12 protein-coding genes are annotated in these 13,557 nt (G+C 63.3%); 8 read left to right on the forward strand and 4 right to left on the reverse strand.

What is annotated here, in order from left to right:
- Positions 1 to 191 precede the first annotated feature (191 nt).
- Together ACIP1G_RS03100 and ACIP1G_RS03105 are read left to right on the forward strand one after the other, a co-directional pair.
- Positions 192 to 3,974 (forward strand): CheR family methyltransferase, encoded by a 3,783-nt coding sequence (locus tag ACIP1G_RS03100; RefSeq protein WP_400733585.1) that lies wholly within the window; start codon positions 192 to 194, stop codon positions 3,972 to 3,974.
- An 80-nt stretch (positions 3,975 to 4,054) separates the two neighbouring features.
- On the forward strand, positions 4,055 to 4,453 hold the full coding sequence (locus tag ACIP1G_RS03105; RefSeq protein WP_400733588.1) for an NUDIX hydrolase: 399 nt from the start codon (positions 4,055 to 4,057) through the stop codon (positions 4,451 to 4,453).
- 124 nt (positions 4,454 to 4,577) lie between these two features.
- Here the strand turns inward: ACIP1G_RS03105 and ACIP1G_RS03110 are convergent, their stop codons facing one another.
- Both ACIP1G_RS03110 and ACIP1G_RS03115 read right to left on the reverse strand, forming a co-directional pair.
- Positions 4,578 to 5,129, reverse strand: a complete 552-nt coding sequence (locus ACIP1G_RS03110) for an ATP-dependent Clp protease proteolytic subunit (protein WP_400733590.1) — start codon at positions 5,127 to 5,129, stop codon at positions 4,578 to 4,580.
- Positions 5,130 to 5,151: 22 nt separating this feature from the next.
- Positions 5,152 to 5,526, reverse strand: coding sequence for a low affinity iron permease family protein (locus ACIP1G_RS03115; protein ID WP_400733593.1), 375 nt, complete (start codon positions 5,524 to 5,526; stop codon positions 5,152 to 5,154).
- A 166-nt stretch (positions 5,527 to 5,692) separates the two neighbouring features.
- Between ACIP1G_RS03115 and ACIP1G_RS03120 the strand changes: the two genes are divergently transcribed.
- The 5 genes from ACIP1G_RS03120 to ACIP1G_RS03140 are packed head-to-tail and all read left to right on the forward strand — an operon-like array spanning position 5,693 to position 9,989.
- Complete coding sequence (locus ACIP1G_RS03120; RefSeq protein WP_400733595.1) at positions 5,693 to 6,610, forward strand: DUF72 domain-containing protein; 918 nt, start codon at positions 5,693 to 5,695, stop codon at positions 6,608 to 6,610.
- Positions 6,607 to 7,392, forward strand: coding sequence for an endonuclease/exonuclease/phosphatase family protein (locus ACIP1G_RS03125; RefSeq protein ID WP_400733598.1), 786 nt, complete (start codon positions 6,607 to 6,609; stop codon positions 7,390 to 7,392). Before ACIP1G_RS03120 ends, ACIP1G_RS03125 begins: the two co-directional genes overlap by 4 nt.
- Positions 7,389 to 8,591, forward strand: coding sequence for a cardiolipin synthase ClsB (gene clsB / locus ACIP1G_RS03130; protein WP_400733600.1), 1,203 nt, complete (start codon positions 7,389 to 7,391; stop codon positions 8,589 to 8,591). The genes ACIP1G_RS03125 and clsB overlap by 4 nt, the downstream gene beginning before the upstream one ends.
- Positions 8,591 to 9,538: a lysylphosphatidylglycerol synthase domain-containing protein gene (locus tag ACIP1G_RS03135; protein WP_400733832.1), complete on the forward strand. Its 948-nt coding sequence runs from the start codon at positions 8,591 to 8,593 to the stop codon at positions 9,536 to 9,538. Before clsB ends, ACIP1G_RS03135 begins: the two co-directional genes overlap by 1 nt.
- Positions 9,539 to 9,572: 34 nt before the next feature.
- On the forward strand, positions 9,573 to 9,989 hold the full coding sequence (locus ACIP1G_RS03140) for a hypothetical protein (RefSeq protein ID WP_400733602.1): 417 nt from the start codon (positions 9,573 to 9,575) through the stop codon (positions 9,987 to 9,989).
- Positions 9,990 to 10,225: 236 nt separating this feature from the next.
- On the opposite strand, the gene ACIP1G_RS03145 is transcribed toward ACIP1G_RS03140, so the two are convergent.
- Together ACIP1G_RS03145 and ACIP1G_RS03150 are read right to left on the reverse strand one after the other, a co-directional pair.
- Positions 10,226 to 10,450, reverse strand: coding sequence for a metallothionein (locus ACIP1G_RS03145; protein ID WP_400733605.1), 225 nt, complete (start codon positions 10,448 to 10,450; stop codon positions 10,226 to 10,228).
- Entirely contained in the window at positions 10,447 to 10,908 is a 462-nt protein-coding gene (locus ACIP1G_RS03150; protein WP_400733606.1) for a phosphotransferase system, HPr-related protein, read from the reverse strand. The genes ACIP1G_RS03145 and ACIP1G_RS03150 overlap by 4 nt, the downstream gene beginning before the upstream one ends.
- Before the next feature lie 128 nt (positions 10,909 to 11,036).
- On the opposite strand from ACIP1G_RS03150, the gene ligD reads away from it, so the two are divergent.
- On the forward strand, positions 11,037 to 13,538 hold the full coding sequence (gene ligD / locus ACIP1G_RS03155) for a DNA ligase D (RefSeq protein WP_400733609.1): 2,502 nt from the start codon (positions 11,037 to 11,039) through the stop codon (positions 13,536 to 13,538).
- Positions 13,539 to 13,557 lie beyond the last annotated feature (19 nt).

The following is a 13,557-nucleotide window of genomic DNA, read 5'->3' on the forward strand; positions in this document are numbered from 1 at the left end:
TTTACCGGCAACTGACCGGTGGCACGAAACTCACGCAGGCAAAATGTTTGCGTGGCGGATGCAGGCAGATCGCACTTTGTGCCACCGGCAGCGGTCACAACTGCAAAGTGGCGGCCTATAATCCCGCCACTACACACGCCCGGCACAGCAGTTACGGGCTGCACGTAAGGCTCATGCACAAGGCTCCGTCGATGAAGTCGTCCTCCAAGCAACCCGCCTCGCCCCAGAACCCGGCGCTCAGCCCCAGCCATCTGGACTTCCCGGTGGTGGGCATCGGCGCCTCTGCAGGTGGCCTGGAGGCAATCTGCACGCTGTTCCGGCAAATGCCCAGCGATTGCGGCATGGCCTTTGTCGTGGTGCTGCACTTGTCGCCCGACCACCAGAGCGTGGCCGACCGCATCATCCAGGAAACCACGCGCATGCCGGTGCGCCAGGTCACCGAGCCGGTGCCCATCGAGCGCAACCACGTCTACGTGATTTCGCCGGCCAATCGGCTGTCCACCAACGACGGCTACCTGCGTGTAGCCCCGGCTAACCGGCGCCGTGGCGACCATGTGGCCATCGACCTGTTTTTCCGTGACCTGGCTGACGTGCACAAGGACCACGCCTTCTGCGTGGTGCTGTCCGGCACCGGTGCCGACGGTGCTGTGGGCCTGTCGCGGATCAAGGAGCAAGGCGGCGTGACCCTGGTGCAGACCCCGGACGACGCCCAATACGACAGCATGCCCCGCGCGGCCATCGAAACCGGCATGGTCGACCTGGTGCTGCCAGCGGCGGAAATACCGCAGAAGCTGTTGGAACTGTGGCGCAATGCGCGCCAGGTCAAGTTGCCGGAGATCGACGACGACACCTTGCCGCCCGCCCTGGGTACCCGTGCTGGCGACGCCCAGGCCTTCGAGCCGCTGCTTGAAGAAATCCTTCTGCAGCTGCGCAGCACCACCGGCCATGACTTCCAGCACTACAAGCGTGCCACCGTGCTGCGGCGAATCGAGCGCCGTCTGCACGTAACCGGGCAAGCGGACCTGGCTGGCTACCTGCATTACCTGGAGCAGCACCCGGCGGAATCCCGCGCCCTGCTGGCCGACATGCTGATTGGCGTGACCAATTTCTTCCGCGACCGCGACGCCTTCGAGGCCTTGGAGCGTCATGTACTGCCGCAGCTGGCCAGCGAGCGAGAGCCGGCCGACGGCGCCGACGAGATCCGCATTTGGTCGGCGGGTTGCTCCACCGGCGAAGAGGCCTACAGCCTGGTCATGCTGGTGTGCGAGCAATTGGCTCTGGAGCAGCGCGCGCGCAAGCTGCAGGTGTTCGCCACCGACCTGGATGAGCGCGCCATCGGCATCGCCCGCAGCGGTACCTACCCTGAGGCCATCGTCACCGACGTGCCGCCCAGCCGGCTGCGCCAGTTCTTCGTCAAGGAAGACCAGCATTACCGGGTACGCAAGGAAATCCGTGAAAAGGTGCTGTTTGCCCGCCATAACCTGCTGTCGGACCCTCCGTTTTCGCAGATCGACCTGATAGTCTGCCGCAACCTGCTGATCTACCTGGACCGCGAGGTGCAACGCGACATCCTGCAGATGTTCCACTTCGCCCTGCGCCCGGGTGGCTACCTGTTCCTTGGCTCGTCCGAGTCGGCCGACGTAGCCGGTGAACTGTTTGCCGCGGTGGACAAGCGCAACCGTATTTTTCGTGCCCGTGATGTCAGCAATGCCAGCCGCCGTTCAGGCCGCCAGTTACCCGGTACCCTCGCCGCCAGTAAAGCGCTGGATGCCTTGAGCAAGGCCAAGCCCGGGCGCAAGCCATCGTATGCCGAGCTGCACCATCGCGCGTTGGCGCGGCGCATGCCGCCCAGCCTTATCGTCGATATCGACGGCAACATCCTGCACATGAGTGACGGCGTGGGCCACTTCCTGCAACTGACCGGAGGCGAGCCGAGCCGCAACCTGCTCAACCTGGTGCTGCCCAGCCTGCGCCTGGCCCTGCGCAGCACCTTGTTCCAGGCGCGCCAGGGCAGCGTGGCGGTAAGCTCGCGCCCGGTCGACCTGGCGGACAGCGAACACCGGTTGCAGGTGGAGATCACCGTGCAACCGTACAAGGACGAACTCAATGGCAGCGATTACCTGCTGGTGGTGTTCGAAGAGCGTACGCCCGACCCGTCCTTGCCGTTGCCCGGGGTAATCCGCCAGACCGACAGCATGGTCCTGCACAACCTGGAACGCGAACTGCAACGTACACGCTTGCAACTGCAGGAGACCATCGAGCAATCGGAGGTCTCCAGTGAAGAGCTGACCGCCTCCAACGAAGAAATGCAGGCCATCAACGAAGAACTGCGCTCGGCCAGCGAAGAGCTGGAAACCAGCAAGGAAGAGCTGCAGTCGATCAACGAGGAACTGTTGACTGTCAACTACGAGCTGAAGAACAAGGTCGAGGAAACCGACAAGGTCAACGACTACCTCAGCAACCTGATTGCCTGCACCGAGATCGCCACGGTGTTCGTCGACCGCAACCTGCATATCCGCTGGTTCACCCCGCGCGCCACCGACCTGTTCAACATATTGCCGGTTGACACCGGCCGCTCTTTGCTCGATATCACCCACCGCCTGGATTACCCGGCGCTGGCCGATGATGCGCGCGCTGTGGCCCAGGGTGAAACCGTCATCGAGCGCGAAATCGGCGGCCAGAATGATCACTGGTACCTGGCACGCCTGCTGCCCTACCGCTCCAGCGAGCAGAAAATCGACGGCACGGTACTGACCTTCATCGACATCAGCACCAGCCACGCCGCCGAAGAGCGCGTGCGCCTGGGTGAAGAGCGCCTGAGCAAGCAACTGGCCGAGTCGCAGAGCAGCAGCCACATGAAGGACGAGTTCTTCGCGGTCATGTCCCACGAGCTCAAGCACCCGCTCAACCTGATCCAGCTGAATGCCGAAATCCTTCGTCGCCTGCCAACGATCAAGAACATCAGCGCCGCCAGCAAGGCCGTCGTCACCATCTGCGAGGCGGTCTCCAGCCAGGCGCGGATCATCGATGACCTGCTGGATGTGGCGCGCATCCGCACCGGCAAGCTGAAACTGAAGACCGAACCGGTAGACCTTGGCGCCATCCTGCAGGGTATCCATGGCGTGGTGCTGAGCGAGCAACACCCCTGCCCGGTGCGCCTGGAGCTGCCCGCCGACGGGTTGCCGCTGATGATCGAGGGCGACGTCACGCGGCTGGAGCAGATCATCTGGAACCTGTTGAACAACGCCCTGAAGTTCAGCCCGGCAGGCAGTGAGATACGCCTGGTGCTGAGCCACGACGATGACCAGGCACGCCTGCAGGTGATCGATCACGGCGTAGGGCTGAACCACGACAGCCTGGAGCATATCTTCGACCTGTTCAGCCAGGCGGCACCGCAATTGGCCAGCCACAGCCGCGAGGGCTTGGGCATTGGCCTGTCGTTGGTGCGGCAACTGGCCGAGGCCCAGGGCGGGACGGTGCAGGCCAGCTCGGCCGGGCTGGGCCTGGGCTGCACCTTTACCGTCTGCCTGCCATTGTGCGATGTGCAGGGCCCGCAGCGTGCGCAAGGCAGTGAACAGCTCAGCGAAGGCCGCTTGAACGGCATTCGCGTGCTGTTGGTGGACGACTCCGTGGACGTGCTGGAGGTGATGCAGGAACTGCTGGAAATGGAGAGCGCCAGCGTCTGCGCTTTCAGTGACCCGCGCAAGGCGCTGGAGGCCGCCGTAGGCGAAGAGTTCGACATCATCTTGTCTGATATCGGCATGCCAGTCATGGACGGCCACGCCTTGATCAAGGCGCTACGTGCCCATGTGCACCTGCGCCATACCCCGGCCATCGCCCTCACCGGCTATGGCGCCAGCGCCGATCAGCACAAGTCGCGGCAGTCGGGCTTCGACCGGCACCTGAACAAGCCGGTGGGCTACGACGAGCTGATCGAGGCTATCGAAGCCTTGAGTGGGAGCGTGCCGTACTGACCGTTCGTCAGCTTCAACGCAACGTTTATTGCCGCCTGGGGCCGAATCTTCATGGAATAAGGATTCGTCCAGGAGCCTGAATGAAACCCGTCAAGCACCGCGCCACCATCATTTGCCGGCATGGCAAGCAAACCCATAAATGGCTATGGGTAAGAAAGCCCAATGCCGCCTGGACCCTGCCCGGCGGCAAGATCGAGCCTGGCGAGACACCTGTGCAGGCGGCGGAGCGCGAATTGCTGGAAGAAACCGGGTTGCAGGCCGATTCGTTGACCTTGTTGATGCGCCATGAAGCGGCAGAGCGCATGCACTATGTGTTTGAGGCAGAGTTTGCCGATGCGCCGCACCCCAAGGCCCTGCATGAGATTGCCGACTGCCGGTTTGCCCACCTTGACCAGGTGGCGGTGCTCAAGGATGAGATCAAGTTGCTGATCCGGTTGTTGCTGGCCTGTGACAGGGCCACGGCGGCGTCGGTGCGGTAGGCCTGTTTCTTCTGTGCCGGCCTCTTCGCGGGTAAACCCGCTCCCACAGGATTAATGGTATCTCAGGCATACACTGTACCTGTGGGAGCGGGTTTACCCGCGAAGGGGCCGGCAAAGGAAAACGCTAGGCATGCACACTCCACTGCACCGCCTCCGCCTCGATCGGCATCTCGTCAATGGCATGGATCATGCCGCTCTCCAGCGCCTCCCGTGGCCCCAGTATGCGCGGGTAGGCCATGAGGTAACGCGGCACATCCAGCACCTCGGCCGCGCCTTCGGTCCGCTCGGCGACGATCTGGGCGTACAGCCGCAGGTCATAGTCCAGGCTCATCGCATACTCGGCCATGCGTGCATGGTCCACCGAGCCATGCAAGGTCCAGTGGAACGGGTGAAACAGGAATTTGCTCAAGCTGCACGCCGTGCGCCGCTCCCCGGCCAGGAACAGGATATTGCCCATGGACTCCACTGTGCCCAGGTTGTGGGTATGCACCTGCACCGGCAGTGATCGCAGGAAGTTATACAAGGTGAAGCCATAACTGCACTCGCCGCCCATGGTGGCGATGTTCAGCTGCAGGATATCAGCCCCCTGCTGCAGCGCCCGCGAGCAGTTGTTGATCAAGTTGCCACAGGTCGACGAGTTGATCGGCCCGGTAAAGTGAATGATGTGTCTGGCCATGCTTGCCTCCAGGGTTGGCAGGTCATTCCTTGGTGTTCTGCGCATCGTCACCCTGCCCGGCCATCTGCCGGTACTGTTTGCGCAAGGCATGCAGCTCGGCCGGGTCCATGTCTTCCAGGTCCAGCAGCGCTTTATGCGCCCGGCGCGTAGTGCGCAGCAGTTCGTCGATCTTGATGTGCAGTTCGTCGTTGTCGCGGTTCTGGGTGTTCTGGATCAGGAACACCATGAGGAAAGTGATGATGGTGGTCGACGTGTTGATCACCAGTTGCCAGGTGTCGTTGAAGTCGAACAGTGGCCCAGTGACAGCCCAGCTCACGATGAGCAGGCAGGCGACACCGAAGCTCAGCGGGCGGCCGGCCCAGTTGGCCAGCCATTGGGAGAAACGGTCGAATTTCATCCTCGCACCCTTCCTCATGGCAGGTATGCGGTGGAAAAGCCAGCGCCGGCAAAGTTCAACCCGCCATAGCCCTTTCCCGTTGGTCAACCGTGCTGAACCCTGGCCGGTGTTCACCAGTCGCACCTTCAGAGCGACCGAACAAGGAACCGGCTATGAGGAGCACAGCGTGAGCGATATCCGCATCGGTATCTCCGGGTGGCGCTATGGCCCCTGGCGCAAGGATTTCTACCCCAAGGGCCTGCGCCAGGCTGATGAGCTGGCGTTTGCTTCGCGGGCGGTGAACAGCATCGAGATCAATGGCTCGTTCTACAGCCTGCAAACCCCCAAGCGCTATCTGGACTGGCGCGACGAAACCCCGGAAGGCTTTGTCTTCGCAGTCAAAGGGCCGCGCTATATCACGCATGTACGGCGGTTGAAGGGCGTCGAAGAAGCCGTGGCCAACTTCTTCGCCTCCGGGCCGCTGTTACTGGGCAAGAAACTCGGGCCGTTCCTGTGGCAGTTTCCGCCGAACATGAAGTTCGATGAGGCGCGCTTTGCCCGGTTCTTCGAACTGCTGCCGCGCAACCGCAAGGCTGCCCGGGAATGCGCCCAAGGCTGCGCCGAACGCCTGAAAGATAATGGCAGCCTTGATATCCGCGGTAATTCCCGCTTGCGCCACGCCGTGGAAATCCGCCATGAGAGCTTTCTGTGCGACGCATTCGTCAAGCTGCTGCGCAAGCACCGGGTGGCCCTGGTGGTTGCCGACAGCGCTGGCAAGTGGCCCTATGTCGAAGACGTTACTGCCGACTTCGTGTATATGCGCCTGCACGGCGATGTGGAGCTGTACAGCAGCGGCTATACCGCGCGGGCCTTGCGGCGCTGGAAGCAACGCATCCAGCATTGGAGCCAGGGCAGCCAGGCAGACGACGCCCGCTTGATCATGCCGGGGCCGCCACCACGGCGCGCCGCGCGCGACGTGTACTGCTACTTCGACAACGACCAGAAAGTGCACGCGCCCTACGACGCCCGCCGCCTGCTGCAAAAGCTGTCACTGGACCATGAACTGATGACCGAACCGGGCGTGGTGCCGGAGGTGGCCTTGTGAACAGGACCCTGCCCGCCCCGCGCTGCATCATCGACAAGGTCACCGCGGTGCACCGGCTCAATGTGCTGACGCTGAACGTGCACAAGGGCTTCACCTTTTTCAACCGGCGTTTCATCCTGCCCGAACTGCGCGAGGCCGTGCGCGCCACCGGTGCCGACCTGGTGTTCTTGCAGGAAGTGCACGGCAGCCACCAGCAACATGCCCTGCGCCATCCAGCCTGGCCAGAAACGCCGCAGTATGAATTTCTCGCCGACAGCATGTGGCCGCAGTTCGCCTACGGCCGCAATGCCGTGTACCCGCATGGCGACCACGGCAACGCGCTACTGTCGAAATTCCCCATCAGCTGTTTCAACAACCTCGACGTTTCGGTGCACGGCAATGAGCAGCGCGGCTTGCTGCACTGCCAGCTTGAGGTCCCGGGGCACGACCAGGTGCATGCGGTGTGCGTGCACCTGGGCCTGCGCGAGTCCCACCGGCAGCGCCAGGTGAAGTTGTTGTTGGAGCTGCTCGATAGCCTGCCCCGCAAGGCGCCGGTTATTGTTGCCGGCGACTTCAACGACTGGCGGCTGAAGGCCGACACTGTACTGTGCGAACACCTGATTGAGGCCTTCGGTGAGCATTTTGGCACCCCGGCGCGCAGTTTTCCGGCCCGTTTGCCTATGTTGCGCCTGGACCGTATCTATTTGCGCAACGCCATGCCCGGCACGGCCCAGGTGCTGTCGAAATACCCATGGTCGCATCTGTCCGACCATGCCCCACTGGCTGCGGAGATCAACCTGTGAACCGGCCTTGGGTAGACGGCAACGCCGTGCAATTGCTGATCAATGGCGAACAGTACTACCCCCGTGTGTTCGAGGCCATGGCCCAGGCACGGGAAGAAATCCTGCTGGAGACCTTCATCATCTTCGATGACAAGGTTGGCCAGCAATTGCAGCAGGTGCTGATCGATGCCGCTGGCCGGGGCGTGCGTGTCGAAGTCGCCGTGGATGGCTATGGCACCGCCGACCTGCCAGCACCGTTCATTGCCGCCATGACCGACGCCGGGGTCAGCTTTCACGCCTTCGACCCGCAGCCTCGGCTGGTGGGCATGCGCACCAACCTGTTCCGGCGCCTGCACCGCAAGATCGTGGTAGTCGATGGTGAGCGGGCGTTCATTGGCGGCATCAACTACAGCGCCGATCACCTGGGCGACTTTGGTGCCATGGCCAAGCAGGACTATGCCGTCGAAGTCACCGGCCCGGTGGTGGCACAGGTACATGCCGCCAGCAAGCGCCTGATGTCGCCGGTGCTGCAACCACCCAGCGCGGTGCGGCCACTGACCGAGCCTGCCGGGGACAGCAGCGCAGTGTTGGTCGAGCGCGATAACGGGCTGCGCAGTACCGATATCGAGGCCCAGTACCTGCAGGCCTTTCGTGCTGCCAAGCAGCGCATCGTGGTGGCCAACGCGTACTTTTTCCCGGGCTACCGGCTGATGCGTGAACTGCGCAATGCGGCCCGGCGTGGTGTGGAGGTACGGCTGATCTTGCAGGGCCAGCCCGACATGCGCTGGGTTCGGGCGCTGTCGCGGCTGCTGTACAACTACCTGCTGCGCGATGGCGTGGCTATTTACGAATACTGCCAGCGGCCCTTGCACGGCAAGGTGGCGCTGGTGGACGAGCAGTGGGCGACTGTCGGCTCCAGCAACCTGGACCCGCTCAGCCTGTCGTTCAACCTGGAGGCCAACCTGTTCATCCGTGACCGTGCCTTCAACCAGCAACTGGACCAACATCTTCAGGCGCTGGCCAGTGAGCAATGCAAACCGGTCACCCTGGAACGTATGTTTCGCGGCTATTGGTGGCGGGCGCCATTGATCTTCGTGTGCTTCCACGTGATCCGCCATTTCCCGCGCATTGCCGGCTGGTTCCCGGCGCACCGCCAGCGTTTGCGTTCGGTGCAGCCGGAGGTCGAAGCCCACGGTGATCTACACGGGGGGCAGACATGATGGCGCGCAAAGGCTGGCATATCTGGGGCAAACGCCTGTTTACACTGGCCTTCCTGGTGCTGATCCCGACCCTGCTGTACGTGCTGGCACGCAACCTGGACTGGCACGAAGTGCGCCAGTCACTGCTGGCCTACAAGCCCGGTACGCTGGCCATCGGCCTGGCGATAGCCGTGTGCAGTTATTTGACGTTTGCCAGCTACGACCTGCTGGCACGGGCCTACACCGGCCACCACCTGCCAGCCCGCCAGGTACTGCCGGTTGCCTTTGTGTGCTACGCCTTCAACCTCAATTTCACCACCTGGGTGGGCGGCGTTGCCTTGCGCTACCGGCTTTACAGCCGCCTGGGCCTGGACACGGCGACCATCACGCGCATCCTGACCCTGGGCCTGCTGACCAATTGGATGGGCTACATGCTGTTGGCCGGCACGGTGTTCGCCCTGGGCCTGGTGGAACTGCCCAGCAACTGGGCGGTGGGTGCTACCGGCCTGAGACTGATCGGCCTGCTGTTGCTGGCCATTGCCGGGGGTTACCTGCTGGCCTGCGGCTTTGCCAAAAAGCGCACTTGGTGCTGGCGCGACCATGAGCTGACGCTACCGTCGCTGCGCCTGGCGCTGTGCCAAGTGGCGCTGGGCGCCAGCAACTGGGCACTGATGGCGCTGCTGATTTTCTGGTTGCTGCCTGGCCAAGCCTTCTACCCGTCGATACTCGGCATATTGCTGATCAGCTGCGTGGCAGGGGTGGTTGCGCATATTCCCGCCGGGCTGGGGGTGCTGGAGGCGGTGTTCCTGGCATTGCTGCACGGGCAGCTGGCCCAAGGCACGCTGGTGGCTGCGCTGCTAGGCTATCGCACGCTGTACTACCTGGTGCCGCTGCTGTTGGCAGTGGTTACTTACCTGATCCTGGAAAAGCGCGCCAAGGCCATGCGCCAGCGCGACAAGCCCGCCTAGACCTTGCAAGGGCCAATGGCCCGGGAGGTGGCAAATGCGTGTCCCTGTACTGATGTTGATGGTTGCCAGCCTGGCCAGCGGCCAAGCCCTGGCCGAAGCTTGTGACGTGCTCACCCGGTCCTCCAGCGACGCGGTAAAGCCGGTGGAGCGGCACACCTGCTACAGCTACGGCAACCTGCCCGCCGAAGCGATCAACTGGTCGTGCAGCAACGAGAGCAAAGACATGCTCAGCAGTACGAAGCACAAGGTCGCGCGTTGTGCCGACGGCAGTGTCGGCAGCTGCATTGCGCCATTGACCCAGGAAGCGCTGGCCAACCCCAAGGCCAGCGGCGGTGACAAGCCGGCGTTGCCCAAGGAGGCGCGGGTGATCACCTACTACTACGACACCCCCAGCCTGGGCCAGGCCCGCACCGATTGCGAGCGCAACAACGGCATCTGGCAGACGCACTGAGCCAAATGACCAAGCTGTGGCGCTCATGGAACTGCACACAACTCACTGCTTCAACAGGAACCCTGTGGGAGCGGGTTTACCCGCGAATGCGATGCTGATTCTACCGCCGCATTCGCGGGTGAACCCGCTCCCACAAGGTCTGCGACACGCTTGCGGGTTCTGTTCTCTGCGCGACAGCGCAGCCTGAAGGGCCGGGTGATCTCCCACAGGCGCCTGCCAACAGCAGGGATCAGCTATCAAGGCGAAATCGGGTCACTCGCCGGAAAGGTCTCATCCAGCGCATTGTCCACGGCGCTCTCCCCCGGCTTTTTCCCACAATTGCAATCCTGCATCCGGCACGGCTCAGCATTGCGATGCCCGCTGGCACAGGCCTCGCAGCAGTACAACTTACCGTCCCGTTGCACGGCATTGGCGTCCACAGTGCAGGAACAATGCGCACACGCACAGCGCTGCTCGTTCATGGTTTGTGCTCCTCGTCATCGATCACATCATCGGTCCACGGTTCGCCATCCAGCGGTGCGGAACGGGCCAGTTCGGCCTCGTCCAGGCCTATGCCGCCACCGATCTCATCGGCATTCACTCGCCGCAGGGTCTGGTCCGCCGGGCCGCCGCTGCCAGGTTCGTGTCGGTCGCGGGCGCCGGTTTCGTCCAGCAGGGTATCGGGGCTAAGGTCGTCATAGGTGACGTTGTCCTCATGCAGGCTGTCGCTCAGCGCCTCGCCGCCCGTCATGCCGCTTTCGGCCACGCGCCGGGGTGGAAACTCTTGGTCGGCTTCCTCGGCCGGGCGCTCATCTCCCACGCGCCCCTCACGCTCGTCCAGGCGCTCGTCGAAGTCCAGTTCGTGGACGCTGCCCATGCGGTCTTCGGTATCGTCGATCTCGGTTGGGGTATACGGCTTCGGTTCATCTGCTCGGGCCATGTGGGTTCTCCGTCAGGTGGCTTCATTCGGTCGACTACCCCCACCTGCGGAAGATTCAGAGTTTTTTGAACTACCACCCAGGCCGCCGCCTCCCACTTTAGAGAATGCAAAACCGCCCGGAGCCCGCCATGGCCAAGTCCCTGCAGGAATATGCGCGCAAGCGCGACTTCAACGCCACGCCTGAGCCCAGTGGCAAGGGCAGCCGTGGCAAGCGGGCCCATGCGCTGCAGTTCTGCATTCAGAAACACGATGCCAGCCACCTGCACTACGACTTTCGCCTTGAGCTTGATGGCACCCTGAAAAGCTGGGCGATCCCCAAGGGCCCGTCGCTGGACCCCAAGGTACGCCGCCTGGCTGTGCACGTGGAGGACCACCCGCTCGACTACGCCGACTTTGAAGGCAACATCCCCGAAGGCCACTATGGCGCAGGTGATGTGATTGTCTGGGACCGGGGCATCTGGGAGCCCGAAGGCGATGCGCATGAGGCCTATGCCAAGGGCAAGCTGCGCTTTCGCCTGCAAGGCGAAAAACTGAGCGGTGTGTGGAACCTGTTCCGCACCCACCTGGCCGGCAAGAAAGAGCAGTGGATGTTGGTCAAGTCGCACGATGGCCAGGCGCGCAGCGAAGCCGATTACAGTATCGTCGAGGCTCAGCCCGACAGTGTGCTCAGCGACCGCACCCTGGTGCCGCGCAAGGCTGCGGCGAAAAAGGCCGCTACCCCCCGCGCCAGCCGCAAACGTGCCGGCAAAGGCCATAAGGCGCCTTTGCCAGCGCAGCTGCAGCCGCAGCTGGCAACCCTGGTGGACTCCCCGCCCAGCGGCGACTGGCGCTATGAGGTCAAGTTCGACGGCTATCGCATCCTGGCCCGCATCGACGGCGACGACATCCGCCTGTTCACCCGCAACGGCCACGACTGGAGCAGCAAGATGCCCAGGCAAATCGCCGCCTTGCGCGCACTGGGCATAGATTCGGCATGGCTTGATGGCGAAATGGTGGTGCCCGACGACAACGGCGCGGCGGACTTCCAGGCGCTGCAGAACGCCTTTGACACCGACCACGACGAGCGCATTACCTATTACCTGTTCGACCTGCCCTTCCTCGGCGGCCAGGACCTGCGCCAGGTGCCGCTGCAGGATCGGCGCGACACCTTGCGGCGATTGCTTGAGCACGCTGAGTCGGACGTGCTCAAGTACTCCGCCGACTTTGACCAGCCCGTCGAGGCCCTGCTCGACAGCGCCTGCCGGCTGGAACTCGAAGGCCTGATCGGCAAGCGTGCCGACAGCCCCTACACTGGCCGCCGCAGCCCTGACTGGGTCAAGCTCAAGTGCAAGCAACGCCAGGAGTTCGTGATTGTCGGCTACACCGACCCCAAAGGCAGCCGCAGCGGCTTCGGTGCCCTGCTGCTGGCCCTGCACGACAACGACACTGGCGCGCTGCGTTATGCCGGCAAGGTCGGCACCGGTTTCAGCGCTGCGACACTCGCCAGTATCCACGCCCGGCTCAAGCCACTGCAAAGGGCCAAACCAGCCCTGGCCAAACCACCCGCGGGGGCCGAAGCCCGTGGCGTGCACTGGCTGCAACCGCAGCTGCTGGCTGAAGTTGCCTATGCCCAGATGACCCGTGACGGCATCGTGCGCCACTCGGTGTTCCATGGCCTGCGCGATGACAAGGCGGCCACCGCCATCGACCTGGAGCGCGCCATGCCTGCCAAGACCGTACCCAAAGGCGTCAAGCAGGCCAAGGGGCCAGGCACCTTGGGTGAACTGCGCCTGACCCACCCCGACCGGGTGATCGACGCCACCAGCGGTGTTACCAAACGTGAGGTCGCCGAGTTCTACGCCGCCGTCAGTCAGTGGATCCTGCCCCAACTCAAGCACCGCCCGGTAGCGCTGGTGCGCGCACCGGAAGGTCTGGCCGGCGAGCTGTTCTTCCAGAAAAACGCCGGCCAGCTGCACATACCCCATGTGCTCAGCTATGAAAAGGCCGAGGCAGGCCAGGCGGCGATGGTCATCAACCGCCCGGACACGTTGTTGGGCGCGGTGCAGATGAACATGCTCGAACTGCACACCTGGAACGCTACCGACAAGGACTTCGACAAGCCCGACCGATTCGTACTCGACCTCGACCCCGACCCCGCGCTGCCCTGGAAGGCCATGCTCGAAGCAACCCAGCTGACCCTGACCTTGCTTGACGAGCTGGGCCTGCAGGTGTTCCTGAAAACCAGCGGTGGCAAGGGCATGCACCTGGTAGTGCCGTTGACCCGCCGGGCTGGCTGGGACGAGGTCAAGGACTTCAGCCACGCCATCGTCAACTACCTGGCCCAGCTGTTCCCGGACCGCCTGAGTGCGGTATCGGGGCCGAAAAACCGCGTTGGGCGCATCTTCATCGACTACCTGCGCAACGGCAAAGGCGCCACCACGGCGTGCGCCTATACCTTGCGTGCCCGTGAGGGGTTGCCCGTTTCGGTACCGATCTGGCGCGAGGAGCTGGTGCAGATCAAGGCGGCCAACCAGTGGAACATTGCCAACCTGCGCGAGCGCCTGGCCGAGGTCGACGACCCTTGGGCCGACATGGGCAAGGTACGCCAGTCCATCACTGCCCGCATGCGCAAGCAACTGGGGCTTGAGTGATGGCGCTGCAGCGAATGGA

The organism is Pseudomonas sp. NPDC089392 (genome assembly GCF_044749595.1).
Taxonomy (GTDB): Bacteria; Pseudomonadota; Gammaproteobacteria; order Pseudomonadales; family Pseudomonadaceae; genus Aquipseudomonas.